This is a genomic window from Streptomyces sp. NA02950 (genome assembly GCF_013364155.1).
Lineage (GTDB): Bacteria > Actinomycetota > Actinomycetes > Streptomycetales > Streptomycetaceae > Streptomyces.
In genome coordinates this window covers 5,852,870-5,878,949 of the sequence record NZ_CP054916.1, presented here as the reverse complement: position 1 = coordinate 5,878,949, position 26,080 = coordinate 5,852,870, and the positions used below count along the sequence as shown (strand labels likewise).

The following is a 26,080-nucleotide window of genomic DNA, read 5'->3' as shown; positions in this document are numbered from 1 at the left end:
TATCTCGTCACTTTGACGAGAAATGGGGTAGCATAGGGGCCATGGACACTGCGGACTTGGGACTGCCGGTGGACGTGCCGTCGACCGCCCTCTTCACCGACCGGTACGAACTCACCATGCTCCAGGCCGCGCTGCGGTCCGGCACCGCCGACCGCCGTGCGGTTTTCGAGGTCTTCACCCGCCGGCTGCCCGAGGGGCGCCGCTACGGAGTCGTCGGAGGCACCGGCCGCGTCCTGGACGCCGTCGAGAACTTCCGCTTCGACTCCGCGGTGCTCGACTTCCTCGCGCACCACCGGATCGTGGACCCCCCGACGCTCTCCTGGCTCGCCGACTACCGCTTCACCGGCGACATCTGGGGCTACCCCGAGGGCGAGGTCTACTTCCCCGGTTCGCCGGTGATGCGGGTGGAGGGCAGCTTCGCCGAGGCGGTGCTGCTGGAGACCGTCATCCTCTCCATCCTCAACCACGACTCCGCGGTGGCCGCCGCCGCGTCCCGGATGTCGGTGGCCGCAGGCGACCGCCCGCTGATCGAGATGGGCGCGCGCCGCACCCATGAACTGGCCGCCGTAGCCGCCTCGCGCGCCGCGTACGTCGGCGGCTTCGCCAGCACCTCCGACCTCGCGGCCGGATTCCGCTACAACATCCCCACCGTGGGCACCAGCGCCCACGCCTTCACCCTGCTGCACGACACCGAGCGCGACGCCTTCACCGCACAGGTCGACTCGCTCGGCAGCGCCACCACCCTGCTGGTGGACACCTTCGACGTCGCCGAGGCGGTGCGCAGCGCCGTGGAGGTCGCGGGGACGGAGCTGGGCGCGGTGCGCATCGACTCCGGCGATCTGCTGCTGCTCGCCCACCGGGTCCGCCAGCAGCTGGACGACCTGGGCGCGAAGGGGACGAGGATCGTGGTCACCAGCGATCTCGACGAGTACGCCATCGCCTCGCTGGCCGCGGCCCCGGTGGACGCGTACGGGGTCGGCACCCAGCTGGTCACCGGCAGCGGCCACCCCACCTGCTCGATGGTCTACAAGCTGGTCGCGCGGGCGGACTCGGACGAGCCAGGGGCCCCGCTGCTGCCGGTGGCCAAGAAGTCCATGGGCGCCAAGAGCTCGGTGGGCGGTCGCAAGTGGGCGGCGCGGCGGCTGGACGCGGACGGGGTGGCCGAGGCCGAGGTGGTCGGCGGCGGCGAGGTTCCGGCGGAGCTGGCCGGACGGGAGCTGGTGGTGCCGCTGGTGCGCGGCGGCGAGATCGTCGGACGCGAACCGCTGGACGCGGCGCGCGACCGGCACCGGGCGGCACGGGCGGGGCTGCCGCTGTCGGCGACCCAGCTCTCGCGCGGTGAGCCGGTGATCCCCACCGAATACCCGCGGAACTGAGGGAGGCGAGCGAGGACCATGCCCACTGTCGTATCCGGCGCCGAGTCTCTACCCTCGGTGACAGCCACTACCACATCATCCGCTTCGGGCCGAGGGGTTTCCCGGTCCTGTCCGTTTCTCGTCGGAAGGCGTGTGTCATGCACCGGGCACTGATTGTGGCCGACGTCCAGAACGACTTCTGCGAGGGAGGCAGCCTCGCCGTGAAGGGCGGCGCCGAGGTCGCCGCCGCCATCACGGATCTGATCGGGGAGGCGACGCCCGGTTACCGCCATGTGGTGGCCACCCGTGATCACCACATCGAGCCCGGTGATCACTTCTCCGCCAACCCGGACTACGTGGACAGCTGGCCGCCGCACTGTGTCGCGGGCACCGAGGGCATCGGGTTCCACCCGAATTTCGCGCCCGCCGTCGCCTCCGGGGCGATCGACGCGGTCTTCGACAAGGGTCAGTACACCGCGGCGTACAGCGGTTTCGAGGGCAGCGACGAGCACGGCACCCCGCTGGCGCGCTGGCTGCGCGAGCGCGGGGTGACCGAGGTGGACATCGTCGGCATCGCCACCGACCACTGTGTGCGGGCCACGGCGCTGGACGCGCGCCGTGAGGGGTTCGCCACGCGCGTCCTGCTGGATCTGACGGCCGGGGTCGCCGAGCGGACGACCCGGAGCGCCCTGGAGGAGATGCGCGCCGCGGGGGTGGAGCTGACCGGCACCCCGGTCGTCTGACCACCGCGGCACGCCTCCTGCGCCCCCCTGGCCGCTACCCGGCCAGACCCTGGGGAGTGTGCGCCGCGGGGGGCCTGAGCAGAGCGGCGATGGGGTGCCAGAGCTCCCCTCCGCCGTCCGGCGCGGTGCGCCAGACCAGCCCGTCCGGATGGTGCAGCACCGCCGTCACCTCGTCGGGTGTCGGCGGTGCGGCGTTGCCGCGCAGATAGACGGCGCGGAGCCCGAGATTGCGCAGCCTGGTCAGGGCGCGCTGACGGTTCGCGGCGTGCACCAGGACGCGGACGCCGCCCTCGCCCAGCGGGCGCGGCAGCGTGATCGCGACCACCACACTGCCGCCGGGCAGCTTGGTGAATCCTCCATCGGCCATTGCGGTTCATGTCCCCCGTGAGACGTCGTGTCAATAAGAAGGTCGTAGGGGCATCTAAACGCGTACGGCCGCCGCCCGCTAGGGGGCGACGGCCGCTACCGCTCTGACCTGCGATGACGCAGTTTTGTTGATTTATGAAGCTGACGGTCCGACGCGTACGGTCATCGTCGAGCCGCTCTTGGACTCCTTGAGGATCTTGATCCGGGTGTTGGTGTCAGCAATCTTCACACCACCGGTGGGGTTGCTTTCGTCCCAGTACGCACTCTTACCGTCGTCGAAGACTGGAATGCCCGCCTTGCGCTTCACCTTCGCGGCCTTCCCGTCCTTGTGCACGGTGTAGCCGTCGCTCGGGTACCGGCTGAAGGGCGAGTCGTACGCCTGGAACCGGTTGCGCATCAGCGTGCCGTCCGCCCACTTCTCGGCGGTCGGGTGCGCGTCGACCGGCAGGATCAGTCCGCTGCCCGGGTGGGCGCTGACGTTGTTGTCCGGCTGCGAGGTGTCCCACTTCCAGATCAGCAGACCGTTCTGGTACGGGAAGTGCTCCACCCAGTTGGGCCGGGTCGAGGACCAGCCGAAGTTGTACGGACCGGACTTGAGGGTCTTGTCGTACGACACGTACTGACGGTTCTCCGCCAGGTAGTACTGCGGGTAGTCCTTGGTGAAGGAGCTGCCGATGCGCGAGAAGCCCTTGGCCGTCCAGCCGTTGTCATCACCCTCGGCGTTGTCCGAGAAGACCGGGGAGCCGTCCGCGGTCAGGGTGATCGCGTCGGCCGCGAAGCCCTTCTGCGCCACACCGCTGTCGGTCTGGTAGCGGAAGCGCAGGTCGACCTTCTTGCCCGCATAGGCGTCCAGCGGGAAGCAGAGCTTCTTGTACCCGCCCGAGGTGCCGGTCAGGGCCGGCTTGTCACCGGCGTCCCGCGGGATGGCCTTGCCGTCCGCGGTGCCGTCCACCGGCGTCCAGTTGGCGCCGCCGTCCGTGGAGACCTCGGCGTAGAGGTAGTCGTAGTTCTCCTCGATGTCCCACCAGCCCTGGAGGTCCAGGGTGGCCTTGGACTTACCGGTGAGGTCCACCGAACGGGTCAGGGTGTTCTTCAGGTCGTCACCCATCCCGCTCCACCACTGCTTGGCGCCCTCGGCGGGCTTGACCACATCGGTGGTGACGGGCTTGGCGGGCAGTTCGACCACCAGCGCCTGCTTGTTCTTGGTGTTGTACTCGGCGACACCGAGGGTGTGCGTCGACTTCTTCCCGGCCTTGGCGGTGGCGTAGTTCAGCCAGCCCAGCTGGAACTTGTCCCACGCGTTCATGTCACCGGGCAGATCACCGATGGAGTCCTTGCCGGTGCCCAGCCAGGAACCGGAGGACATCAGCGACCAGAAGGCCACCGAGGACTCGCCCTTGCCGGTGGTGTCGTACTCGTCCGGCAGACCGAGGTCATGGCCGTACTCATGGGCGAACACACCGAGACCGCCGTTCTCCGGCTGCATCGTGTAGTCGCCGACCCAGATGCCGGTGTCGCCGATCTGGGTGCCGCCCGCCTTGTTCTCCCCGGGACCGGTGCGGCCCGCGTCGGTGCCGTACGCGTACCAGCGGTGCGCCCAGATCGCGTTCTCGCCCTGAGCGCCGCCGCCCGCGGACTCGTCCTCACCGGCGTGCACGATCTGGAAGTGGTCGATGTAGCCGTCGGGCTCGTTGAAGTTGCCGTCGTTGTCGAAGTCGTAGCGGTCCCACTGGTCGTACTCGGCCAGGTCCGCCTTGATCTGCGCGTCGGTGCGGCCGGCCGCCTTCTGGTCCTCGGCCCACTGGTTGACCCCGTCGCGGACCAGGTCCCAGGCGTTGGAGCAGTTGGTGCTGCCGCAGTAGTTGGAGCCGTAACGGGCCTCGTTCCAGTCGACCTTGACCCAGTCCGAGACCTCACCGTCGACCGAGTACCGGCCGGAGGACTGCCGCTCGTAGTACTTCTTCAGGGACTGCTTCTTCTTGTCCTTGGAGAAGTACAGGTCCTGGAAGTGCTTGCGGTCGTAGTCCTTCTGCCAGGCCGTGCTGTTGTCGTCCTTGCGGTCCGGCTCGGCGATGGTGTTGTGGGCCGGGCCCGGATCACCGCCGTACTTCTTCACCGGGGGCTTCGGACCGTCGCCGTCCGGGTCGACCATCGTGGTGTTGTCGACCTTGTCGCCGAAGTCGGCCAGGATGGTGAAGATCTTGTCGGTCTTCTCCCGGGCCAGCTCGACGTACTTCCCCTTGCCGAGCTTCACCACCTGCGACGCACCGCGCTTGGCGGTCTTCGCGTCCCCGGAGATGACCTGACGCAGGGCCTCCTCGCGCTGCGCTTCCCGCGTCTTGCTGAACGGGCCGGCCAGATCGTGCTTCACATCCGTCTTCGCGGGCGCCGGGTCATGGCGCTCAACCCGCGTAGACGGAGCGTCGGCCCGTGCCATGCCGGTGGACAGGGCCGCAGCGCCGAGCGCGGCCACCACCGTGGCTATGGCAGCCGATCTGGCCGCCCTCCGTTGACTGTTCACTTGTTGATTCCTCCCCTTTACGCCGGTGCGGACATTTGACCGGAGTGGCAGGAGAAAAGACAGACCTTGACTTGGACCGGTGCGACAAGTACGTTAACCGGTCCGCCAGATACCGGTTACCGGACACCAACGGGCGCGTTCATCTCGTCAGTTGGACGGCGCGGTGATTCCGTGCGCCCCTCATGCAACGGCACCGTGGGTGAGGTCACGCTTACTGACGTTCCCCCTCGGGCATTCAGCACCGTAGAGTCATTTTGACGGTGCACATCAGCCTGACTCCTGCCCGACGCATAACCCCCCGCGTATACCGATGCCTTGAGGACGGATCCCGCCATGCCGCGTCCGACTCCTGCACAGCTCGCCTACGGTTCGGCCAGCGTCGTTCTTTCGACTTTCGCCCTGTTGCTGCTGTCCCAGGCCAGGTCAGCGCCGTGGGTCGGGGTCATCGCCGTGGCCGGTCTCCTGCTCGGGCTCCTGGTGGCCGTCACCGGGCCGTTCGCCCGTGCGGCCCGTGCGCCCCATGCGCCCCGGGGCTCCCGTACGATCCGGACGAACCGGCCGCGGACGGGCACTCCGGCGCACGCCTCAGCCGAGCGGGCGGGCGTCGGCGAGCACTCGTTCCACGGCTGACACCGCTCGGCTCACGCCGTCACCACCACGGTCCGCGCCGCCTTGTCGTGCAGAGCGCGCCGGAACGGCTTGTCCCACAGCAGCGAGACCGAGTCGACCAGCCAGAACACCGTGCCGACCAGCACCGGCACCAGCATCCCCGGCAGTGCGTACACCGCGGCCCGCACCCAGCCCTGCCGCGCCGGGACGTCCCCGTCGGAGAGCATCGCGACCCGGATCCGCAACGTCCGCTTGCCGAGCGTCTGGCCGGTGCGGGCCAGCATCAGCCCCTCGTAGCCGAAATAGACCGCCATGGTGATCACCAGCGCCAGCGTCACCCGGGCCATGTCCTGCTTGCCCGGGTGGTCCAGTGTGTACTGGAGCGCCCCGGTCGCGACCAGTGCCACCGTCCAGATGACGCCGAGCACCAGGGTGTCGATGAGCCGGGCGGCGAACCGCTGACCGGGTGTGGCCAGCGGCGGCATCCCGGCGAGCTGGGGGTTCTGCGGTGGCGTCAGCGGATCGGGGCTCATGTCCCGATTACATCAGCAGCCCTTGGCGGCCCGGTAGCTCAGGGTCAGCCGGACCTGCTCCGGGCCGGTGCGGAACCCCTGGCTCAGGGCACGGCGGAGACCACGACCGTCTTGGCCGCCTTGTCGTGCAGACACTGCCGGTACGGCCGGTCCCAGGTGCACCACAAGACGTTGAGCAGCCAGAAGATGAAACCGCAACAGGGCACGATCTCCGGAAGGGCGTAGACCCCGGCACGCACCCAGCCGGGCTGACCGACCGGCGGCTGACCGTTCTCCAGCATCGCCACCCGGATCTTCATCGCCTTCTTTCCCACTGTCTGGCCGTAGTGGGTGAGCATCAATCCTTCGTAGACGAAGTACACCAGCGCGTACACGATGGTGACGGTGGACGACCGGGCGCTTCCGTCCACCGGGTCGTAACCGCCCAGGATCGCGGCCATGACCAGACCGACCGGAATGCCGACGAGCAGCGCGTCGATGATCCGGGCGATCAGACGGCGGCCCAGATGTGCCAGCGGGGGCATGCCCGCGAGCGGATCGCCTTCGTCACGGTGCTCGCCGTACGGGGTGCCGTTGGTGCCACCCGCGCCACCGGCACCGCCGGTGTCCTCGGCGCCACCGGTCGGCGGGTGTTTGGCGAACGGATCGCTGCCCCGGTCCCGGGGCTCATCGGCCCCGGGGGGCGGCTGGTCGGTGCTCATGGCCCGAGTCGAACCCGGAGCCGGAGCCGTCGCATCCGGCATGCCCCGTTCGGGCGACCCGGATGGTCCATCCGCCTCAGCCGGACGCCGCCACGAAGGTGCGCGCCGCCTTGTCGTGCCAGCACTGCCGCCACGGGCGGTCGAACAGGCACCAGAGCACGTTCAGCACGCCGATCACCAGCAGTCCCAGCACCGAGTAGACCAGCCAACGGCGCAGCGCGGCGCCGAAGGACGGTTTGCTGTGCCCCTCGATGTCCAGGACCCGCACCCCGGCCAGCTTCTTGCCCAGGGTGCGGCCCCAGGCGGCGGTGGGCAGCGCCTCCAGGACGATCCCGAGGACCAGCAGCAGACCGAGCGCCATGCCGAGATAGCCGCCGGTGGTGCCGTCCAGGAGGTAGACGGTGACGGTCTCTCCGGTCCGCTTCGCCGTCTCCACCTTCTCCTCGATGTGGTCGCTCGCCTTGCTCCACAGGGGCAGTGCGGCGGCACCGACGATTCCGAGCAGGACGACGGTGTCGATCAGCCGGGCGAGGAGACGGCGGCCGAGCGGGGCGGGCCGCCCCTGGGCCTGCGCGGCCTGGAGGAAGGGGTTGTCGACGGGCGGCTTCCAGGGGATGACGCCCTCGGGCGCGCCCTGTTGACCCGGCTGCTGCCCGCCCTGCTGCTGCCCGCCCTGCTGCGGCGCGCCCGGCTGCGGCGCGCCCGGCTGCTGCCCGTGCTGCTGGGCGAGTTGGTGCACCTGCTGCTGCCAGGCCGGACCGCTCGGTGCGCCGCCCTGCGGGGGCACACCACCGTAGGGCTGCTGGGGCTGTTGCGGCTGCTGGGGCTGGGCCGGAGGTGTGGTGCCGGCGGCACCGGCGCCCTGGCCCGGTACGCCGCGGCCGACCGCACGGAACGCCATGGTGCCCTGGTCCTGGCCTTGGCCCCGGCCCTGGCCGGTCGTGGGGGTGTCCGTACCGCCCTGCGGACGGGGCGCGCGGCCCGACAGCGTGCCGGCGCCCGGCGCGGCCGCCGGCTCGCCGCCGTCGGCCGGGGGCAGTTCGGGGTTCCGGCGCACCGGCGGCAGCGCCTGGGTGGAGCGGTCCTTGGGCGGCCGGGCCCCGCTCCCGCGCATGGTCAGCGTGGAGTTGTCCGGGCCACCCGGCTGATTGCCCGGCTGGTCGCCGCCGCCCGCCGGGTCCTCCGCGGCGCGCCGCGGATCGGGCACCCCGGGCAGCGGCCCGGCCGGGGCACCGCCGGGGCCGTCGTGCTCCGAGCCCCAGGAGACCCGGCGGTCCTGCTCACCGCCGAACCCGGCCTGCCGCGAGGCATCGGCCTGCCAGGCCGTGGCGGGTTCGGGCCGGGAGCCGTGCAACCGCCGTGGATCGTCCCAGTCCACCGGGGCCGCGGTTCCACCGGGCGGCACCGGCTGGGCGCCCGCACCGCCGGCACCTCCCGCGCCGCTGTCCCGGACGTCCATCTCCCCGCGTTGGCGCACCTCGGGCAGTGCCCCGCCGGTCCCCTCCGCGGGGCCCGGTGCCGGGTCCTCGTCCAGGAACATCGGCCCGGTCTCGTCCCCCGCCGGGGCGATCACCTGGGTGTGGGTCACCCCGGGCGGTGGCGCGGGCATGGACTCGCCCTCGGCCGGGGCGGGCCTGCTGGTGCCCGGCACCCAGGCCGCGCCGTTCCAGTAACGGATGTAGCCGGGGATGGACGGATCTGGGTAGTACCCCACCCCGGGCATTTCCGCACCACCACCAGGAGGCGTCCCCATGTCCCCTACTCCCTTCACGGCCAACACACTTGACCTGTCCGCCGTATCCGGCATCGACGACCCGGTGATCACCCAGCTCCGCGAGCGGGGCAGGACAACCACCTTGGACCTCACTGCTGGCTACGCCCAGTACGTACCACAGCGACCGGGCGGATACCTACGTCTGTCCATGCATGACATTAACGAAGACCGACGCGCCCGGAAGGAGGCGACCAAGCGAAAGACAGCCATCGAACGACAGACCGAAGACGTTGAGGCCAAGCGTCAGGCCCTCGAGTGGGGCCCGTTCGTCAAGCTGTACATAGACGACGACACCAGCGCATACAAGAAGAAGCGGATCACCCGCCCTGATGGCACCGTTGATTGGGTCGTTCTCCGCAAAGACTTCCAGCAAATGCTGAAGGATCTACTCAATGGGGTAATTGACGGAATCGTCTTCTATGACTTGGACCGCCTAGTTAGGCAACCCCGGGACCTGGAAGATCTTGCGAACGTGGTTGACGAGGTGAAGCGGCCCGCAATCGGAGCAACCAGTGAACTCAATCTCGTCAGGGAATCTGACTGCAATATGGCGCGCGTAATGTGCGTGATGCTGCTGAAGCAGTCTCAGGACACAGCTCGGCGCGTGGCTCGAGACACACTGGGAGCCGCGGAGATGGGTATTCCCATAGGCCGCCTCGGTTATGGATGGGTGCGCAAGGGTGAGAACGTAGGAACGAAGATTGAGAAAGAGGCAGCAGTCGTTAGGCGAATCTTCCGAGAGCTGGTGGAGAAGAACGGGAATCCATCATCCATCACACGTGGACTGACACTCTCGGGAATCCCTTCCCCGGGTGGCGGCGAGTGGACCACGGCCACGGTGAAACTCATTCTCTCGAATCCACGATACGCGGGCATGGTGTTGTACAGCGGACGTCATCGGCTCGAACCCTCAAAACAACATGTCGGAATGTCTAAGCTACTTACCGACGAGAAGGGAAATCCAGTAATGGGGACCTGGGATGAGATTGTGTCTCCACAAACTTGGTTCAAGGCCCAGAGCATCTTAAAAGCACGCCAAGAGCAGAATGGAGTGGATTCCACGCCAGTCGGAGGACATGAATACGGAAAGTACCTACTGACAGGGGTTGTGCGTTGCTATAAATGCGAGAAGCCCATGGAAGGGCGCTGGAATGGACAGGCGAAATACCATGTCTATCGCTGCCCGTCACGCGGCCGGAACGGAGCATGTGGCTCTACTTCACGCAAGATGAAACCGATTGACGACCTCATAGATATCCTCATGGAGGAATTCCTCATAGAGAAGTTGGGGGCTTCACTTAGCGAGACAGTGCAGGAAGACGAGGAGATCACCGAACAACGCATGGAGCTAGAGGAGCAAAGGAATGAAGCCATCACAGAAAAGGAGCAGCTCAAAGGTAAGTGGGAGCGCGGAGAACTCTCTGACGTTGGTTGGTCAAATGAAGACTACTACGAACACGTCGGGGCGATCTCAAAGAAGATCCGCGATCTTATAGAGAAGCTCGAAGCACTCGGTTCGGCCCCCGACCCCCAAGCCGTGGAAAGTGACCTAGCGCTATGGAGGTCAGGGGACAACGTGGAAAAGCGGGTAATAATTAAGCGCTACATGAAGTACATCCAGCTACTCAAAGGCCCAAAGGGCCGGGGCAAGTTTGACCCGGAAACCGTAGTGCCTATCTGGCGGGAGACGAAGGGTCACCGCGCTGGCCAAACCTCCGAAGAAGCGACCGAAGAAGCATCCGTTCCTCAGTAGTTAGATCCGGAGCTCGCGCCAAATGGCGAGCCACCCAAGCACGCACGGCAGGGTCATTACGCGACACCCCGCCGTGCGTGCTCTTCACTTCCGCCTCCGCGTATCGATTCGAATCTCATTAGCGAGATCGCGACTGCGCACAATATCTTCCGCAATCCCCGTCGCTATCTCTGCCTCAGCTAGCGAATGGCCGGACCGGACGTAACGCCATGATGACTCGACACCCGCCCCGGGCCTCTCTTCCTCTCCACGGTCCGAGCGAAATTCGGAACGTGCCGAACGCAGAGCCGCGTACGTGGTGGAGTACTTGCGCGACTTCGTAAGCACGTGTCCCCGGTATCCCAGAGTGTGCGCCCACAGCCGTAGCCGCAGCGGAGCCAGCACAGGAATCCCCCCGAGACGCCAGCACATACCCATGAGTGCGCGCATGTGAGGACTTACGCGTGCAAGCTCGATTTCCTCTGCCGTTTTGATCTTCCAGTCAGTTCCCCCGACTTCGCCGACGCTCTTGGACACGTATTTCGCGATGTACGCTGCCACCGCACTATCTGTGACTGTGGCTTGTGCAGTCTCGGGAGAGATCGGATGCACATCGATTTGCTCTCCCCATTTGATGATGTGCTCTCCCAATTCCACGGTGTAGGGGGTGCAGGTCTCCGCATCGTCTACTGCGCGAAGGACCACATCAGCCAGCAATAGGGGCGTGGCCCATGCTGGAGGTGGCGACTGAGGCCCGTCCGGACCGTCTACCCGGATCACTGCGTGCACGTGCACCGCACCGCGCTTCTGAAATTCGGCGACTTTCGCGAAGGAAACCCGCAGGTGTTCATTCAGCTTGCGCTGGCTAATCGACTGTGTGGCGGCAAGGAGCCGCCGGATCAGGATGCAAGTCCTGTTCCAGAGTTCACCGGCCGTAGCGTGCCAGAGTACGTGTGCCGCGTAGTCGTAGCAGGCCGAGCACAGTGGGCGCCCAATCGCGTTGTCGGAGTCGGCATGGAAGGCGCCGCAGCCTACGGGGCGACCATGGGCGCAGTGCCCACCGGATCGGCGAGGGCGACACGGCTTGTCGGTGGTCGCGCGATGGACCGGCCCGAAGCTGGGCGCCGTCAGCGTCACAAACAGCCGGGGGTGATGGACCACCGCGGCTGGCACGGTCTTGCCGCCCAGCAGTCCGGCCCGGACAAGGTGGAAGGTGTCCCCGGAGTGGAGGCGTGAGCACGGCTCACACCTGCTTTCGCGGCGGTTGCCGCACCGGACGGCCAGCGTCCCGCGTGGCTCATCTGCGGTGCTGTAGAACCGCAGCGTCTCACCCGTGATCAGATCGCGAGTCACGGTCTGGCCAGAGAGGTAGATGGGGTGTGAGCAGCCCCCGATGTTGCGCATTTGGTCGAGCCAGCGCCCGAAGCCGGGGTCTTGTACGAGTCGGATCATGTCGCGTTCAGTGGTCGTGAGCCCGCGCAGGCGCTCCGCGTGGTCGAGTGCGGAGCGCCGCGCACGGGGGTCGGACATGGTCACGGCGGTGCCCTTTCCTTACGGACCGTCGCCAAGACGGCCGGATAGTGGATGCGGGAAGACACTGGATTTGCTCCAAAGATTTGTTTGACCTGGGGTTTTCTTCCGGGTGCCCGCCGGCGGTAAGTCACCGGTTGTGACAACTACCGTCGGCGGGGCCCCTTTCGACAGCAGCGGCACCGACGCAGACGCCCGCCACGAGTGCGGTAGCGGATCCGGCCGCAGCCGCGACACCTCACATAGAGGTGAGGCATTTCCGCCCCCTTTCTCAGCCCGCGTTCTCCGCACTCCGCAGTACGTACGTGCTGACCCACATAAGGAAATCGTTGATGGTGAGGCCCGGTGTCGTGCTCGCCATCACGAACCCGAAGGCGAAGAACAGGGATCCAACCCACCAGACGACTTCCCGCGAGCGCACAACGAGCACGCAGAAGGAGCCGAAAATGATAGCCAGGGGCAGTGCCTGATTTTCCGTCATGTCGTCCCCTTGTACGTTGCGGAAATGACAGCCCGCAAAAGGTCTGGCATATCGGGAGTCAGATCGGCGTGCAGTTCAGCTATCCGCCGAGCCGACGCCGCGGAAGTCAGCCGCGACCGTGCCCGAACCCATGCGCCGCCCATCGCAGTGACAGCGACACCCTGCTCATCCTCTGTGATCGTCCGCGCGACCTCGATTGCATCCTTCGCCAAGTCGCCGAGCGCCATTTCCGCTGTTGCTTCGTCATGGACGCGGTGGCAAACCCGGCCCCCAAGCTGCGCACGGAGCGCTGTCACTCCGGCGCCCAGCTCACTGCCGACACGCTGCCCGGCCACGATGAGATGCAGCCCCAGCGCCGCACCGAGCTGCGCGATCCGCAGAAGGTAGGTCGAGCATTCCGCCGCTTCCTGGCGACTGATCTTGGACCCGTCAACGAGATACAGCTCCGCGATCTCGTCCACCAGGACCACGACCGGCACCGGGCGAACCTCCTCCGGCAGATCCCAGATAGCGCGCACGCCAGCCGCCCGGCACATCGCCATACGCGACGCTGCCTCATCGCACAGCACCGCCAGGAGCGCCACCGCCTCGGAGCGGCTGCATGCCAGCGCGGACAGCCGACGCTCGAAGAGCGACAGTTCCATGCCGCCCTTGCAGTCGATCCCGACCAGCGCCACCGGCCGTGTCGCCAGCTCCCGGACCAGTGAGGCAAGAAGGGTGCTCTTGCCTGACTGTGTAGCGCCGACGATCAGCCAGTGCGGAACCCGATGCAGATCCATCGCCCACACACCCCCGGTTTCGGTTCGGCCTACATGAGCCGTCAGCACCCGAGCAGGCATGTCCGGAGCATCCGGATCCGGTACTTCGCCGTGCATTGCCTCTTGGAGGGGATCCCTCCACACCGCAGTGATGAGGACTTCCCCACGACGATCGGAGACCACGCGAACGGAGTGCATCCTCCAGGCGTGCGCCATGGCAGGCGCCGCATCGATGTACGGACCCGGAGTCTGCCCAGGGTGCAGGAAGGCCCGCACGACCAGGCCGTCACGGGTGGGACGCGGCAGACCGAGCCGAGGTGCTTGCGGCCGAAGTGGCCGCCCCGTGACGATCATGTCCCGCCCGACGAGCGCACGAGGGACGTGATGGCGCGCAACCGCCAGGTCCGCATTGCGGGCCAGCTTCCTCCACGTGAACCGCATACGCAGCGCCACGACCGGGAATCCGGCCAGGTACCACACCCAGGGCAGTGCCGCGACACGACGCACCGAGCGCGGCAGCCGCGAGCCCCCAAGGCGCGCCCGCGCAGCAATGAGGACCAGCACGATCGCCAACCAAACTCCCCAGTCCCACGTCATGTGTGATCACCTCCGGACTTGCGCGGGTCTTGACGGAGCGTCAGAAGCATGGTGCGCGCGTCATCGGCGACCGTCTCAGCGGACCGCGCCGTCAACGCCATGACCTCGGCGACCAGCGCCCCGCCTTCCATGGCTGTGAGGAGTGCATCGCACCCGGTGAGCAGCCGCAGATTCCTCATGAGTCGCGTTACGACTACATCTGTGTCGGTATTGGGCTGTTCCACCATTCCTGTCCTCCTTGCCCTTCTCGGATGATCATGGTTTGGGCCAGGTGCGCCACAGCCTGAGAGACCCGGACCAGCCGGGCTCGCTGTGGCGCATCCATGGCTTCAAAGGGGCAGGCAGCAAGCTGTCGATGCAGCTCAGCGACGTGCCGACACAGGTCCGGCCAGCCGACGTACGCCCGCCGCAGCTCGGTCGGATCAGGCAGCATCGCCACCCGCCGCCTTGGCCTTACCGGTCACCGCCCCCGCGGAACTCGGACCGCCCGGGGTGCTCTTGCCGCCGTTAGCGGGAGTGATCGCAGTTGCCCGGAAGGAGATTCCGTGACGGTCACCCATGGACCAGGAGACGGCCACCAGGCCGTCAATGCTGATCCGCATCCCCTCCGCAACGGCCGGAGCTTCACCGGGAACAGCGACTTCGATGACGTCGGCGCGACGCCCTTCGGACTGGCGGACCGAGACGCCCACCACGTTGAGCCGTCGTCCTTCGCGGTCCGTGCGTACCTGGCCCGTGGTCGGATCGACCCGCGGTTCCGGGGGGACGACGCACATCAGTGTGCCGAGCCGTGCCACATCTACGGGAAACGTCTGCATCAGTTCACCTCTTCTTGTCGGATGTCATGGGGACACTGGCCACGGGCCGACAGCGGGGCCGGAACCTCGAATCCGGCCCCCGCGGCACGTCAGCGGTGACGCTTCGCACGCACCACGTCCAGGCAGCCGCCCGGCAGATCGACCACCGCGTCGAAGTCCGCGAGCGTCACTCCGTGGTGTTCAGCAGCTCGCAGCAGGGCCTCAAGCAGTGCCGTTGCCGCCGCATGCTGACCGCCAGTTATCGGGTCGCCGTAGCGATGTACGGCCGCAACCCGATCGGCGGGTGAGCGGTTGTCAGCCATGTCCGTCCCCTTGTCTGGTTATTACTCGTACCAATGAGTGCGCGACCAGCATGCGCCGCATTGACCGATGAGCACAAGCACTTATTCTGATGAGTGCAGGACCTATGACGCCGAGACGAGCCCACCGGGGCCGCAGATGGGAGCACAGACCAGTGCCGGACGACGCCAGCTCAGCCCAGCAGCTCACCAGCGAGCCCCGATACCTCCAGCTCGCACGAATCTTGGCCGCTGAGATCAGCAAGGGGGAAGGAGGCGGCTATCCACCGGGCAGCCAACTGCCGTCCGAGACAGAGCTACTGGAGCGCTACGGGGTCAGCCGCAACACAGTGCGCCAGGCCATAGCTGAACTCCGTCGCATGGGTCTCGCCGCTTCCCACCAGGGCAAAGGGACTTTCGTCCGCCGCGAGGACGCCCCCGCCCTAGTGATCAAGCGGACTCTGATCCGCCGAGGTAAGACTCTGGTGATGGGCCATCAGTTCGAGGTAGCCGAGGAGCCCACGGTGACCCGTGACCACGCATCGGGCACAGTCGCCTCTCTCCTCGGTCGGGGCCCGGTCCACACCATCACAGCAGAACGCTTGCTGCGCGACCCGGAGACCGGAGTCCGTGCCGCACACAAGACCGTGATCCCGTTCGACGTGGCCGACCAGGTGCCCGCACTGGCCGAACGGCCCGACGCCCACCCGCCGGAGCTGTACGCCATGCTTGCCGACAAGGGACTCACGCTCACGTGGTGGGAGACCGTGACAGCCCGAGCCGCCCGCCCGGACGAACGGGCCGCACTCAGCACCGACGCCGACACCATCCTGATCACCTACCGCGTAACGCAGGACCAGGACGGCCGCGCACTACTTGTCGAAGAACTGCGCATGAGCGCCGCCGCGATCAACCCGACCTACCGCATCACGCCGACCACCCCCGCACGCGGCTAACTGCGTCTAGATCTTCTTCACTTGCTCAAGGGCGCGCCTTCGGCGCGCCGGGCGGTCTGGCCGCCCCGGGCGGCTGCGGCCTAGCGGCCGGTCCGCCCGGACGGCCACCGCCCGGCACCCCGAGCAGCCCCAAGCAGCACGAAGCCCCCGCCAATAGTGCGGGGGTTCTCCCATGTGCGGACCAGGCACGCGGCACTACAGCAGCCATCACAAGGCCCGACGCCGTCAGTCCCCAACCGGTGGTGCCCAAGTACCGGCCGCAGTGCACCCGCCTGGCAGTCGGTGGGCCCTTTCTCCCTCGGGTGGCTGGAGTCGTCACCGGGTGGACCAGTCGGCACCCTGACGCCAGAGGCAATCACATGCCCCGCGGGCTGTCCAAGACGCCTTACGGCGCCGCAAGCGGTCAAGATCTTGGACAGCCCGCGGGGCATGTGATCGGGCTAAAGCCCGTCAGGCCACCGACCGGCCCACCCTTTAAGGAGACGCCATGTGCCCCACCTGTCAGGACGAGGTCTACCTGTCCGATGACCGTCTCTGCCCCGACTGCGTGTGCGCGCAGTGCCTCGCCCGCCAGGCGCGCACCGCTGGCTACTCGCTCCCCGAGGAGTTCGCCGACGACCCGCAGGAGTGCACCACCCCCCAGTGCGGATGGGCGCGCGCGATGGGCGCCGCCGCCTAGTCAGCGCTCAGCGGGGCGGCCAACCGGTCGCCCCGCACCCACATCAGCCCGTGCACGTATCCGCATGCTTCCGCGCCGCGAACTGGCCTGGTGTAACGCCCGGGTTGAACTTCCGCATCCCGCACGCCGAGCACTCCAACCACTGACGCCCGCGGCCATCAGTCGTCACCCGCACGGACCCGCGCCGCCCACGCGTAGGAATGGGCCGCCCCTCAGTCGTCTTCTTGCCCCACCGCATACGCCCTCCCTGTCTCGCCGTACCGGCATGGTCCAAGCGCCGTACCCCACACAGCAAGAGGACAAGTGCACCACTGGTAGGGCCGATGCCCGATGGCTGGGGCGTCGTGGCTGGTGGCCGACGGCCTACGCGGCTTTTAGGCAGCCACCACGGGGCGAGCCTCTAAGAACAGGGGGCCAATCGGTCGCAAACGCGGGCAGGATCACAGACCCGCCCGATTCGCCGGGCCAGCGTAAGGCCCCCTGTTCTCTCGCCCCGTGGCAGCTCCCGCCCAAAAGCCGCTACGGCCGGCGGCGGTGCCCACCTGCACCTTTACCGCACCGCGCGTCACTCCCCACGCTGAGGCGATGACCCCGCACCGCCCTTTTTTAAAGCGTCGGCAACAGCGCGAGATTGGGCAGGTGTCACCCGTCCAGCGATGCGGATGACCGGGCACCCGTCAGCGTCCGTACTCGGTGTTATCTCGAGGGCATCCCCCGGCACCCCGGCATCGCACAGAGACGAACACAGGGCATCAGCAGCATCCCGAGCCGCACGCCAGGCAGCCAGATACGCAGCCCCAGGCACCCACACCAGCACTTCGTCAGGTTCCCCTGTCACACCAGCCCCCAAGCCGAACCGAGCGATCACACCTGAAACGAACCTCCGTACAAAGATTCGACCAAGACCAACCCTCACACGCGCCACACCTGTACCGCTACAGATCGAACGCAAGTCCTTACCGCGTGTCGCGGTTACCTTGCGTAACAGCGCCCCCGGGGTGGGCCCCCATGCCATTAGGCCCCATCTCCCCGCGATCACATTCGCTCATCGCGACAGCCAGAAGGATCGCCAGCAAGCCCAGCCGCAGCCGCAGCGTCCAGTACCACATGCATCCACCTCCGATCAGCGAGCACGCCGACCCACTTAGCCGGTCATTACTCGTACCAATGAGCTGCCAGCATGCAGACTGCCACCCAAGCGGGTCAATCACTTATGGGAATAAGTGACGAGTGTTCACGAGCGGGAACGCGTGAAAGCCCCGTCCATGCGCAGTGGAAACGCATGGACGGGGCGAACTTGGGTCACTCAGTGGCGGCGCCGTTTAACCGGAGCACGGGTGGAAGCATCACGCCTCGACCAGAGCCCCGGACACCGAGGCAGCGACAATGCGAAGTGTTCCCCGCAATGAGCACACCAGGGAAGACCGCTCTCAGGGTCCGTGATGAGCCCAGCCTCACAACGAGGACACTTCGACATCATGACTCCCCTCAGGCAGCGCCCAAATCGAACTTCCCCGCCTTGACAGCTAAGGTGAGATCCCGCCAGCCGTCGAGCGTCATGGTAACCACCTCGGCAGGCCGTTCACTGTCCCGGATGGCCACCACCCCAGGCACGTTGACAGCCACCTGCGGACAGTTCCCGACCTTTGCGTCTCGACACAAGGCCACGTTCACGAAATCGAATTTATCCATTTTCGCTTCCTCGAATAGCTCAGCGGGGAAACGCTCCCCGCAGCGTGATGCAGGTTTTCTTGCACCCCATCCCCAGCCACCTACCGAGTAGGAATAAGCGCCAGTTGACACCTTTTATGGCAGCCAGAACGGGAGATCGCGGGCCCTTGACCTCGGCTGGTAGCGTCAACCAGCCCCGGGTACGGACTCTTAAGCAGGAGCCGCCCAGGCATAAAGTGGCACCAAAACGAGGGCGCATGCAACATAGATCACCAGGACCATCAACCCCTGAAGGCCGCTGTAAGTGTAAATGAGCCTTAGCAGCAGTACCCCGAGCACGCATAGCGCTACAATTTCAATTGCGCCTAAGGGAAGCATGGCATTTCCTTCAATCGACGAAGTGCGCAGAAATTACAGCGGCTTTTCCGGCGGAGTTTCACCGCGCTGGCAACGCTGACAATTGCACGGCGGGTATCGCATGGCTTTGAATGCGATACCTTCGCCCGGCTTCACAGGCAAGAGAATGTCTACGTATCCGCTATTCCTGCCCGGGGGCTTCGCTCGAACAAAAGGAGCCGCCGGAAGCCTCATGTGTTCTTGTTCCGTTAGAGCCCTGATAAGAGACGGGTCCGCATCCCATTCACGGCCGCCAGAAAGCGGCCGGAGTTGCACTGAGCCCCCGACGCTACCCATGACCTGACCTATGCGGTTTCGGGCCGTATCTACGACCACCTTGCCGACCGCCGGGGTATCGCTCACGGAGCCGCCTCCCTCATGTCCTAGCCGCCGCCCGAGATCTGACGGGGCGACAGTCACAGCATGAGCCCTGCTCCCTGATTCTGCAAGACTTCATTCTGATTGCTTCGATTCGCTGTACTCGAACTGACTGATTACATTGCGAGTCGCGCGACTTGATGCTTTCATTTCACCCAACGAGAGTCCTTCATAATGAGGGACAGGGAGGGAGAGACCTCATGACGGAGGGGCCGACAGGTTCGACCGTGCCGCGCAGGCAACTCGGCCGCTACCTGCGCGATCTGAGGAATCAAGCACGGCTCACGGTCCGCGCCGCAGCGAAGGCGCTTGAGTGGTCAGAAGCCAAGATGTGGCGCATCGAGAGCGGGCAGACCTCCTTGCGCAGCCACGACGCCGAAACGATGTGCAGGGTCTACGGAGCGTCCGACGAGTTGACGGCCGCGCTCATGGGTCTGGCCAAGGAGACGAAGGCACGGGGCTGGTGGCACAGCTATGGCGACGTGATCCCGGAGGGATTCGACGTCTACATTGGGCTAGAGGAAGCGGCCGACCAACTCTCCTGGTACGAGAGCGAACTGATGCCAGGCTTGCTCCAGACCGAGGACTACGCCCGGACGATCATCCAGGCTCACAACCCGGACGAGGACCCGGAGGAGATCGAACGTCGCGTTCACCTTCGGATTGCCCGCCAGGGATCGATCACTCGCGTTACGGCACCGCCCAAGCTGGAGGTTGTACTCAACGAGGGACTACTACACCGCCCGATCGGCGGGAGAAAGGTGATGGCAGCCCAGCTTGGACACCTGCTAGAGATGTCCAAGCTAGAGACCGTCACGATCAAGGTTGTCCCGTTCGAGGCAGGTATGCATCGGGGCGTGCTCACCGGCCCCTTCATCGTCCTTCGCTTCCCGCGCGCTGGCGGGATCACCAGTGAGCCACCAACCGTCTACTCGGACGGCTACACCGGTGATCTCTATCTGGACAAGCCCAGCGAAGTTGAACGCTACGACGAAGCGTTCAATGACATCTGGGACAAGGCACTCACAGAGCAGGCGTCCAGGCGCCTACTTGCTGACATGGCAGGGAGTTATGAAGACGGTTGATCTTTCGGGCGCGGCGTGGTTCAAGTCCAGCCGCAGTAACGGACAGTCCGCATGCGTGGAGGTCGCATTCGTACCCGGCGACAGGGTTGCGACGCGAGACAGCAAGGATCAGACCAGCCCGGTACTGATCTTCCCCGCCCAGGTTTGGGCAGCGTTCATCGGCGGAGTGGCCACCGGTGCGCTTGACCAGCTCTAGGCCAGTCCGCCCGGAGCAGCCAGCCCGCCCCCAGCAACAGTGAGGCTCCCATTCGACGGAGTGGGAGCCTCAGCCATATGCCCAGGTCAGAGCCCTACAGGAAATGTACCGGTTTCCCGTATGACCCCTCCGGATAAAAGCCAGGAATGGAGCTGCCGTCCGCGGATCCTGAGGTAGAGGCGCTCATGATCTCCGATATCCCGTATCTGCTCTGCCGTGCTGTCCTGCGCTGCGCCTGTGCGGTGCCTCGCGGTGGGGGGGCCTAAGCAGTCTGCCGTAGAAGAGCCGCAGTGCAACCCGGAGCGCGCGGGTCAAGGTCTATCAGACCTGCCCGCGTCATGTGCCCGTCACTCCTCGGCGCCACCCTCCCGTGCGAGCCGTACGTGGCCGTACGAGCCCGCCGTCCGCCCGCCGGCCGGGCCTTGGCCGGTGTGAGTCGGGCCACGATGAGGGCCTGACAGGGGCCGGAGTTGAACACGACGGGGCGGGCCGGCGTACCTCGTTTCGATCAGCCGTTACCGTGGCGTGACATCGCCCCGGACGGCGGACCGCACCATCCGGCACGCGAACCCGCGCCTGCCCCGGGCCGACCACCACGGGAGAGGCGGCGCGGGCCGTGCCGACGACGAAAGGCAACAGATGGACTACTGCGCCTCGTGCCGCAGGACGCTCAACGGGGTTGTGACCTGTCCGGAGTGCGGTGCGTACGACCCGCTGGCCGGGCCCGCCGACCCCCGGGCGCTGAGCACGCAGACCATCGCCCAGCAGGTCTTCGGGCCCGGCCGGGAAGCGGACCCGGCCCCGGCCGAGGCCGCCACCGCGCCGATCGCCCCGCTGACCGCCCAGCTCGGGCCGGATGCCGTGACGCTCACGGAGCCGAGTCCCGCGCGGCGGCGCGGCGCCCCGAGAGGCTCCAGGCGGCGGCGCAGGGCGGCGGCCGTGGCGGCCCTGGCGGTGGTCGGCGGTCTGGCCGCCGGTTCGCTGATGTTGACCCAGCGGTCGCAGGGCCCGTCGCACGCGGTCGCGGAGCGGGACAGCGAACCGCCCCTGAAGCCCGAGGCCGACCCCTCCGAGTCCAGCCCCGGTAGCACGGCGCCCGCGACCCGTGCGCCGGACCGGGCCAGCCGCGAGTCGCGGCCCACGTTCACCGCTCCCCCGCGTACGACGGCCCCGCCGCGGCCGTCGCCCAGCACCACGAAGCCGGAGCCGGACAAGAGCAGCGCTTCGCCGTCGGCCACCCGCACCCCGCCCAAGGAGACCCCGAGCCGACGGCCGAGTCACACCCCCAGGCCCCCCAAGCCCTCGTCGACCGGCCGCCCCGGCCCCAAGCCGACGCCGTCGGGCACCGCGACACCCACACCGTCGGGGTCCGGTACCGCGTCGGCTCCGGCCTCCCCACGGTGATCGGAGTCCGCGTGATCAGAAGAGCTTGCCCGGGTTGAGCAGGCCCAGCGGATCGAAGACATCCTTGATGCCGCGCTGCAACTCCACGCCCACCGGACCGAGTTCCCGGGCCAGCCACTCCCGCTTGAGCACCCCGACCCCGTGCTCCCCGGTGATGGTGCCGCCCAGCTCCAGGCCGAGCGCCATGATCTCGTCGAACGACTCCCGGGCCCGCCGGGACTCGTCGGGGTCGGAGGCGTCGAAGCAGACGGTGGGGTGGGTGTTGCCGTCACCGGCGTGGGCGACCACACCGATGGTCAGCCGGTGCTTCTCGGCGATCGCGGCCGTGCCGTCGATCATCTCGGCCAGCCGGGAGCGCGGTACGCAGACGTCGTCGATCATGGTGACGCCCTTGACCGCCTCCAGGGCGGTCAGGGTCATCCGGCGGGCCTGGAGCAGCAGATCCGACTCGGCGGCGTCGTCGGCCGGGACCACCTCGGTGGCGCCCGCCGCCGCGCACAGCTCGCCGACGGCGGCGAGGTCGGCGGCCGGGTCGGGGGTGTCGAAGGCGGCCAGCAGCAGTGCCTCGGTGGTCTCCGGCAGCCCCATGGCGCCCATCGCGTTGACCGCGCGGACGCTCGTACGGTCCATCAGCTCCAGCAGCGAGGGGGTGTGTCCGCGCTCCATGATCCGGCAGATGGCGTCGCACGCGGTGGCCGTGGAGGGGAACTCGGCGGCCAGCACCAGCTGTTCGGGCGGGCTGGGCTTGAGCGCGAGCACCGCCCGTACGACGATGCCGAGGCTGCCCTCGGAGCCGACGAACAGCCGGGTGAGGTCATAGCCCGCGACGCCCTTGGCGGTACGGCGGCCGGTGGTGAGCAGCCGCCCGTCCGCCAGCACCACGTCCAGGCCCAGGACGTATTCGGCGGTGACCCCGTACTTCACACAGCACAGTCCGCCGGACGCGGTGCCGATGTTGCCGCCGATGGTGCACTCTTCCCAACTGGAGGGGTCCGGCGGGTAGTACAGCCCCCGCTCCATCACCGCGCGGGACAGCGCCGCGTTGACCACGCCCGGTTCCACGACCGCGATCCGGTCGACCGGGTTGATCTCCAGGATGCGGTCCATCTTGACCAGGGACAGCACGATGCAGCCGTCGGAGGCGTTGGCCGCGCCGGACAGCCCGGTGCGCGCGCCCTGGGGGACGACCGGGACGCGCAGCGCGGTGGCGGTGCGGCAGACGTGCTGCACCTGCTCGACGGTGCGGGGGAGGACGACCACGGCGGGCGCGCCCGCCTCGCAGAAGCCGGCCATGTCGTGCGCGTACGCCCCGGTGACATCGGGGTCGGTCAGCACCGCCTCCCCGGGGAGGCCCTCCCGCAGCAGCTCGATGAGGTCGGTCATGCGTCCAGCGTCGCACCCGGCCGCGCGCCAGGGAAGATCGCGGCGGCCCGCGGACCGCGCCGCCGCGTCCGCGCGGCTACTGCGACTTGTAGTAGACGCTCGCCTTGCGGTCGCCGGACGCGCCCGAGGCGAAGCCCATGCACAGCCGCCGGGGGCTGGTCAGCTGGATCGCCATCCCCTCCGGCTCGCGGTAGTCGAGCGAGTACCCGGCCTCGGTGCGGGCCCGCTGGACCAGTTCGCCGCTGCGCAGATCGATGCAGGAGACATAGGTGTTGCCGTGGCCGGAGGGCGGATTGGTGCCGCCCTCGTCGGTGTAGGCGGTGCCCGTCAGCTGGTAGACGTAGTCGCCGAGGACCGCGAAGCCCTGGAAGGTCTCGTTCGCGGCGACCCCGACCTGGGGTATGTCGTACACCGCCGGGTACTTCCCGGCCGTGACGTCGGCCAGCCTCATCAGCCGGTAGCGGGGCACGCCGTTCAGCCGGTAGCGCAACATCAGCCGCTTGTTGAGCATGTCGACGGCGGGCTGGTTGCCGGTCGAACCGGGCACCGGCCGGTGCTCCACGAGCGAGGACGAGCCGCTGGCGAGCACGGTTCCGGCGGCGAACCGGAAGCGGCTGATGGCACGCCCGTAGCCGGAGGCGGGGTCGGCGTCGGACTCGGTCCACAGATAGGCGGTGCCGCCCACCGGCTCACAGCCGATGGCCACGCCGTGCCCGAACCCCTTGACGTACATGGAGCCCAGCTCGGCGCCGGCGAGCGACATCTTGGTGACGCACATGTCGCCGCGGGCGGCCCGGTCGGCGCCGGAGACGGGGCCGGGCTCGCCGTCCAGCTGGATGCCGCCCTCCATCAGCTGGATGACGTAGAGGTGCTTGTTGGTGTCGTCGAACGCGAAGGACTGGAGCACGGTGCCGTTGTGCGGGGTCTTCTCCCGCAGCAGTTGGGTGGAGGGCACCGCCAGATCGAACCGGCCCCCCTCGATCGCGGCCGATGCCTCCGTACGGGCCGAGAAGGTGGCGAGTGCGCCCGCGGCGGCCGCACCGCCCGCGAGTGCGAACCTGCGCCTGGTCAACCGCCCCGCGTCGTATGTGTCCTCGGACATTCGAACTCCACAACTCTCATGCGGTCACGCCCTGTTGGAGTGAACAGGTCGCCGAGAGTGTAGACGCTGGGCATCGCCTCCCCACCCGTGGTTCAGGTTTTTCTCGCGGGACCGGCGCATGGCCGTGCGGCCACCCGCGCCACCTGCAAGGGCATACGACGGCCCCGGGCGGTGGGGGTCGCCCGGGGCCGTCAGCGGGGTGGTTCAGGGGGTGGTTCAGAGGTTTCCGCGCTTCTCCTGCTCACGCTCGATCGCCTCGAACAGGGCCTTGAAGTTGCCCTTGCCGAAGCCCATCGAGCCATGGCGCTCGATCATTTCGAAGAAGACGGTCGGCCGGTCCTGGACCGGCTTGGTGAAGATCTGGAGCAGATAGCCGTCCTCGTCGCGGTCGGCGAGGATCTTCAGCTCGCGCAGGGTCTCGAGCGGCACCCGGGTGTCGCCGACCCACTCGCCGAGGGTGTCGTAGTACGAGTCGGGGGTGTCCAGGAACTGGACACCGGCGGCCCGCATGGTCCGGACGGTGGCGACGATGTCGTTGGTGGCGAGCGCGATGTGCTGGACACCGGGGCCGCCGTAGAACTCCAGGTACTCGTCGATCTGCGACTTCTTCTTCGCCACGGCGGGCTCGTTCAGCGGGAACTTCACCTTGCGGGTGCCGTCCGCGACGACCTTCGACATCAGGGCGGAGTACTCGGTGGCGATGTCGTCGCCCACGAACTCCTTCATGTTGGTGAAGCCCATGACGTTGTTGTAGAAGGCCACCCAGTCGTCCATGCGGCCGAGTTCGACATTGCCCACGCAGTGGTCGATGGCCTGGAAGGTGCGCTTCTCCGGCGGGGCCACGATGGGGGCGGCGGCCACGTAGCCGGGCAGGTAGGGGCCGTCGTAGCCGGTGCGCTCGACAAGGGTGTGGCGGGTGTCGCCGTAGGTGCGGATGGAGGCGAGCACCACCGTGCCGTACTCGTCCTTGACGTCGTGCGGCTCCTCGATGCCGGTGGCGCCGTGCTCGACGGCATAGGCGTACGCGGCGCGTACGTCCGGCACCTCCACGGCCAGGTCGATGACCCCGTCACCGTGCTCGGCGACGTGCTCGCCGAGGAAGCGGCCCCAGTCGGTGGTGGGCTTGATGACGGAGGTGAACACAAAGCGGGCGCTGCCCGAGGCGAGGACGTAGGAGGCGGTCTCCCGGTTGCCGTTCTCCGGTCCGGAGTAGGCCACGAGCTTCATACCGAAGGCGGTGGCGTAGTAGTGGGCCGCCTGCTTGGCGTTGCCGACCGCGAAGACCACCGCGTCCATCCCCTTCACCGGGAAGGGGTCGGCCTGCCGCGCGGTGGATGGGGTGGGGTTCAGGATCTCAGTCATACCGGCAGCGTCTCCCCATGATTCAGGGTGCGCAACAGTTCGCGAAAATGCTGGGCATCCTGTATAGCAAGACGCGCGTTCCAGGCGGCATTCTGCACACAGTGACCACCATCACAGGTGGTCATCAAGTGCAGGGAGGTGCCCATGGGAATCGACGGGCTCGACGCCCGGCTGATCGAGCTGCTCGCGAACGAGCCGCGGATCGGCGTACTGGAGGTGTCCCGCCGCCTCGGGGTGGCGCGCGGTACGGCGCAGGCGCGGCTGGACCGGCTGCGGGCGCAGGGGGTGATCCGGGGGTTCGGCCCGGAGGTGGATCCGGCGGCACTGGGCTACCCGGTGACCGCGTTCGCCACGCTGGAGATCAAGCAGGGCCAGGGGGCGAGCGTACGGACGCATCTGGCGGGCGTTCCGGAAGTGCTGGAACTGCACACCACCACCGGCCACGGCGACATGCTGTGCCGTCTGGTCGCCCGCTCGAACGCCGATCTCCAGCGGGTGATCGACCTGGTCGTGGGGTTCGAGGGGATCGTGCGGGCCTCGACGGCGATCGTGATGGAGAACCCGGTGCCGCTGCGGATCATCCCGCTGGTGCGGCAGGTGGCGCGGGACTGATCCGAGGGGCCATAGATCCAAAGGTTCCGTTGCAAAGAAATCCTTGCAACGGAACCTTTG

Annotated in this window: 25 protein-coding genes; 10 read left to right on the top strand and 15 right to left on the bottom strand. The window is 67.4% G+C overall.

Annotated features, from left to right (window positions below):
• Positions 1-41 precede the first annotated feature (41 nt).
• On the top strand, positions 42-1,376 hold the full coding sequence (locus tag HUT19_RS25685) for a nicotinate phosphoribosyltransferase (protein ID WP_176182727.1): 1,335 nt from the start codon (positions 42-44) through the stop codon (positions 1,374-1,376).
• Positions 1,377-1,513: 137 nt separating this feature from the next.
• Entirely contained in the window at positions 1,514-2,098 is a 585-nt protein-coding gene (locus HUT19_RS25680; protein ID WP_176182726.1) for a nicotinamidase, read from the top strand.
• Positions 2,099-2,132: 34 nt separating this feature from the next.
• Here HUT19_RS25680 and HUT19_RS25675 read toward each other — a convergent pair whose 3' ends face one another.
• Complete coding sequence (locus tag HUT19_RS25675) at positions 2,133-2,465, bottom strand: hypothetical protein (RefSeq protein WP_176182725.1); 333 nt, start codon at positions 2,463-2,465, stop codon at positions 2,133-2,135.
• A 132-nt stretch (positions 2,466-2,597) separates the two neighbouring features.
• A complete protein-coding gene (locus tag HUT19_RS25670; protein WP_176182724.1) occupies positions 2,598-4,985 on the bottom strand; it encodes an immune inhibitor A domain-containing protein in 2,388 nt (795 codons plus the stop codon).
• A gap of 333 nt (positions 4,986-5,318) precedes the next feature.
• Here HUT19_RS25670 and HUT19_RS25665 point away from each other — a divergent pair, with 333 nt between their 5' ends.
• Positions 5,319-5,615, top strand: a complete 297-nt coding sequence (locus tag HUT19_RS25665) for a hypothetical protein (protein ID WP_176182723.1) — start codon at positions 5,319-5,321, stop codon at positions 5,613-5,615.
• A gap of 11 nt (positions 5,616-5,626) precedes the next feature.
• On the opposite strand, the gene HUT19_RS25660 is transcribed toward HUT19_RS25665, so the two are convergent.
• From HUT19_RS25660 to HUT19_RS25650, 3 genes are all read right to left on the bottom strand, one after another.
• Positions 5,627-6,127: an RDD family protein gene (locus HUT19_RS25660; RefSeq protein ID WP_176182722.1), complete on the bottom strand. Its 501-nt coding sequence runs from the start codon at positions 6,125-6,127 to the stop codon at positions 5,627-5,629.
• 83 nt (positions 6,128-6,210) lie between these two features.
• On the bottom strand, positions 6,211-6,828 hold the full coding sequence (locus HUT19_RS25655; RefSeq protein ID WP_176182721.1) for an RDD family protein: 618 nt from the start codon (positions 6,826-6,828) through the stop codon (positions 6,211-6,213).
• Positions 6,829-6,904: 76 nt separating this feature from the next.
• A complete protein-coding gene (locus HUT19_RS25650) occupies positions 6,905-8,581 on the bottom strand; it encodes an RDD family protein (RefSeq protein ID WP_176182720.1) in 1,677 nt (558 codons plus the stop codon).
• On the opposite strand from HUT19_RS25650, the gene HUT19_RS25645 reads away from it, so the two are divergent.
• A complete protein-coding gene (locus HUT19_RS25645) occupies positions 8,580-10,355 on the top strand; it encodes a recombinase family protein (RefSeq protein WP_176182719.1) in 1,776 nt (591 codons plus the stop codon). The genes HUT19_RS25650 and HUT19_RS25645 overlap by 2 nt on opposite strands.
• Positions 10,356-10,439: 84 nt before the next feature.
• On the opposite strand, the gene HUT19_RS25640 is transcribed toward HUT19_RS25645, so the two are convergent.
• From HUT19_RS25640 to HUT19_RS25615, 6 genes are all read right to left on the bottom strand, one after another.
• Complete coding sequence (locus tag HUT19_RS25640) at positions 10,440-11,864, bottom strand: replication initiator (protein WP_254886223.1); 1,425 nt, start codon at positions 11,862-11,864, stop codon at positions 10,440-10,442.
• Between the two features lie 271 nt (positions 11,865-12,135).
• Positions 12,136-12,345, bottom strand: coding sequence for a hypothetical protein (locus HUT19_RS25635; protein WP_176182718.1), 210 nt, complete (start codon positions 12,343-12,345; stop codon positions 12,136-12,138).
• Complete coding sequence (locus HUT19_RS25630; protein ID WP_176182717.1) at positions 12,342-13,700, bottom strand: FtsK/SpoIIIE domain-containing protein; 1,359 nt, start codon at positions 13,698-13,700, stop codon at positions 12,342-12,344. The genes HUT19_RS25635 and HUT19_RS25630 overlap by 4 nt, the downstream gene beginning before the upstream one ends.
• Positions 13,697-13,927 (bottom strand): hypothetical protein, encoded by a 231-nt coding sequence (locus HUT19_RS25625; RefSeq protein WP_176182716.1) that lies wholly within the window; start codon positions 13,925-13,927, stop codon positions 13,697-13,699. Before HUT19_RS25625 ends, HUT19_RS25630 begins: the two co-directional genes overlap by 4 nt.
• A 195-nt stretch (positions 13,928-14,122) precedes the next feature.
• Positions 14,123-14,518: a hypothetical protein gene (locus HUT19_RS25620; protein WP_254885782.1), complete on the bottom strand. Its 396-nt coding sequence runs from the start codon at positions 14,516-14,518 to the stop codon at positions 14,123-14,125.
• Positions 14,519-14,607: 89 nt separating this feature from the next.
• Positions 14,608-14,820, bottom strand: coding sequence for a hypothetical protein (locus tag HUT19_RS25615; protein ID WP_176182715.1), 213 nt, complete (start codon positions 14,818-14,820; stop codon positions 14,608-14,610).
• 152 nt (positions 14,821-14,972) lie between these two features.
• Between HUT19_RS25615 and HUT19_RS25610 the strand changes: the two genes are divergently transcribed.
• Positions 14,973-15,752 carry a GntR family transcriptional regulator gene (locus HUT19_RS25610; RefSeq protein WP_176182714.1) on the top strand — a complete coding sequence of 260 codons (780 nt, stop codon included), beginning with the start codon at positions 14,973-14,975 and terminating at the stop codon, positions 15,750-15,752.
• A 487-nt stretch (positions 15,753-16,239) separates the two neighbouring features.
• On the top strand, positions 16,240-16,431 hold the full coding sequence (locus tag HUT19_RS25605; protein WP_176182713.1) for a hypothetical protein: 192 nt from the start codon (positions 16,240-16,242) through the stop codon (positions 16,429-16,431).
• 1,488 nt (positions 16,432-17,919) lie between these two features.
• Here HUT19_RS25605 and HUT19_RS25600 read toward each other — a convergent pair.
• Positions 17,920-18,123: a DUF397 domain-containing protein gene (locus HUT19_RS25600; RefSeq protein WP_176182712.1), complete on the bottom strand. Its 204-nt coding sequence runs from the start codon at positions 18,121-18,123 to the stop codon at positions 17,920-17,922.
• 953 nt (positions 18,124-19,076) lie between these two features.
• Here HUT19_RS25600 and HUT19_RS25595 point away from each other — a divergent pair.
• From HUT19_RS25595 to HUT19_RS25585, 3 genes are all read left to right on the top strand, one after another.
• Positions 19,077-19,961, top strand: a complete 885-nt coding sequence (locus tag HUT19_RS25595; RefSeq protein WP_176182711.1) for a helix-turn-helix transcriptional regulator — start codon at positions 19,077-19,079, stop codon at positions 19,959-19,961.
• Positions 19,879-20,157, top strand: coding sequence for a DUF397 domain-containing protein (locus tag HUT19_RS25590; RefSeq protein WP_368661711.1), 279 nt, complete (start codon positions 19,879-19,881; stop codon positions 20,155-20,157). Before HUT19_RS25595 ends, HUT19_RS25590 begins: the two co-directional genes overlap by 83 nt.
• A 525-nt stretch (positions 20,158-20,682) precedes the next feature.
• Positions 20,683-21,561 carry a hypothetical protein gene (locus HUT19_RS25585; RefSeq protein WP_176182709.1) on the top strand — a complete coding sequence of 293 codons (879 nt, stop codon included), beginning with the start codon at positions 20,683-20,685 and terminating at the stop codon, positions 21,559-21,561.
• Between the two features lie 15 nt (positions 21,562-21,576).
• Here the strand turns inward: HUT19_RS25585 and HUT19_RS25580 are convergent, their stop codons facing one another.
• The 3 genes from HUT19_RS25580 to hppD form a co-directional block, all read right to left on the bottom strand.
• Positions 21,577-22,944: an FAD-binding oxidoreductase gene (locus tag HUT19_RS25580; protein ID WP_176182708.1), complete on the bottom strand. Its 1,368-nt coding sequence runs from the start codon at positions 22,942-22,944 to the stop codon at positions 21,577-21,579.
• A gap of 76 nt (positions 22,945-23,020) precedes the next feature.
• Positions 23,021-24,046, bottom strand: coding sequence for a teichoic acid biosynthesis protein C (locus HUT19_RS25575; RefSeq protein WP_176182707.1), 1,026 nt, complete (start codon positions 24,044-24,046; stop codon positions 23,021-23,023).
• A 216-nt stretch (positions 24,047-24,262) separates the two neighbouring features.
• On the bottom strand, positions 24,263-25,408 hold the full coding sequence (gene hppD, locus HUT19_RS25570) for a 4-hydroxyphenylpyruvate dioxygenase (protein WP_176182706.1): 1,146 nt from the start codon (positions 25,406-25,408) through the stop codon (positions 24,263-24,265).
• 144 nt (positions 25,409-25,552) lie between these two features.
• Between hppD and HUT19_RS25565 the strand changes: the two genes are divergently transcribed.
• Positions 25,553-26,020, top strand: a complete 468-nt coding sequence (locus HUT19_RS25565; protein ID WP_176182705.1) for an Lrp/AsnC family transcriptional regulator — start codon at positions 25,553-25,555, stop codon at positions 26,018-26,020.
• Positions 26,021-26,080: the final 60 nt, after the last annotated feature.

Bases quoted from the DNA above. Each gene is read 5' to 3' on its own strand.
- HUT19_RS25580 (WP_176182708.1), bottom strand. From the start codon at position 22,944: ATGACCGACCTCATCGAGCTGCTGCGGGAGGGCCTCCCCGGGGAGGCG.
- HUT19_RS25640 (WP_254886223.1), bottom strand. From the start codon at position 11,864: ATGTCCGACCCCCGTGCGCGGCGCTCCGCACTCGACCACGCGGAGCGC.
- HUT19_RS25680 (WP_176182726.1), top strand. From the start codon at position 1,514: ATGCACCGGGCACTGATTGTGGCCGACGTCCAGAACGACTTCTGCGAG.
- HUT19_RS25575 (WP_176182707.1), bottom strand. From the start codon at position 24,046: ATGTCCGAGGACACATACGACGCGGGGCGGTTGACCAGGCGCAGGTTC.
- hppD (WP_176182706.1), bottom strand. From the start codon at position 25,408: ATGACTGAGATCCTGAACCCCACCCCATCCACCGCGCGGCAGGCCGAC.
- HUT19_RS25645 (WP_176182719.1), top strand. From the start codon at position 8,580: ATGTCCCCTACTCCCTTCACGGCCAACACACTTGACCTGTCCGCCGTA.
- HUT19_RS25650 (WP_176182720.1), bottom strand. From the start codon at position 8,581: ATGGGGACGCCTCCTGGTGGTGGTGCGGAAATGCCCGGGGTGGGGTAC.
- HUT19_RS25665 (WP_176182723.1), top strand. From the start codon at position 5,319: ATGCCGCGTCCGACTCCTGCACAGCTCGCCTACGGTTCGGCCAGCGTC.
- HUT19_RS25660 (WP_176182722.1), bottom strand. From the start codon at position 6,127: ATGAGCCCCGATCCGCTGACGCCACCGCAGAACCCCCAGCTCGCCGGG.
- HUT19_RS25590 (WP_368661711.1), top strand. From the start codon at position 19,879: ATGACATCTGGGACAAGGCACTCACAGAGCAGGCGTCCAGGCGCCTAC.
- HUT19_RS25595 (WP_176182711.1), top strand. From the start codon at position 19,077: ATGACGGAGGGGCCGACAGGTTCGACCGTGCCGCGCAGGCAACTCGGC.
- HUT19_RS25630 (WP_176182717.1), bottom strand. From the start codon at position 13,700: ATGACGTGGGACTGGGGAGTTTGGTTGGCGATCGTGCTGGTCCTCATT.
- HUT19_RS25605 (WP_176182713.1), top strand. From the start codon at position 16,240: ATGTGCCCCACCTGTCAGGACGAGGTCTACCTGTCCGATGACCGTCTC.
- HUT19_RS25625 (WP_176182716.1), bottom strand. From the start codon at position 13,927: ATGGTGGAACAGCCCAATACCGACACAGATGTAGTCGTAACGCGACTC.
- HUT19_RS25615 (WP_176182715.1), bottom strand. From the start codon at position 14,820: ATGGCTGACAACCGCTCACCCGCCGATCGGGTTGCGGCCGTACATCGC.
- HUT19_RS25565 (WP_176182705.1), top strand. From the start codon at position 25,553: ATGGGAATCGACGGGCTCGACGCCCGGCTGATCGAGCTGCTCGCGAAC.
- HUT19_RS25635 (WP_176182718.1), bottom strand. From the start codon at position 12,345: ATGACGGAAAATCAGGCACTGCCCCTGGCTATCATTTTCGGCTCCTTC.
- HUT19_RS25655 (WP_176182721.1), bottom strand. From the start codon at position 6,828: ATGAGCACCGACCAGCCGCCCCCCGGGGCCGATGAGCCCCGGGACCGG.
- HUT19_RS25685 (WP_176182727.1), top strand. From the start codon at position 42: ATGGACACTGCGGACTTGGGACTGCCGGTGGACGTGCCGTCGACCGCC.
- HUT19_RS25600 (WP_176182712.1), bottom strand. From the start codon at position 18,123: ATGGATAAATTCGATTTCGTGAACGTGGCCTTGTGTCGAGACGCAAAG.
- HUT19_RS25675 (WP_176182725.1), bottom strand. From the start codon at position 2,465: ATGGCCGATGGAGGATTCACCAAGCTGCCCGGCGGCAGTGTGGTGGTC.
- HUT19_RS25620 (WP_254885782.1), bottom strand. From the start codon at position 14,518: ATGCAGACGTTTCCCGTAGATGTGGCACGGCTCGGCACACTGATGTGC.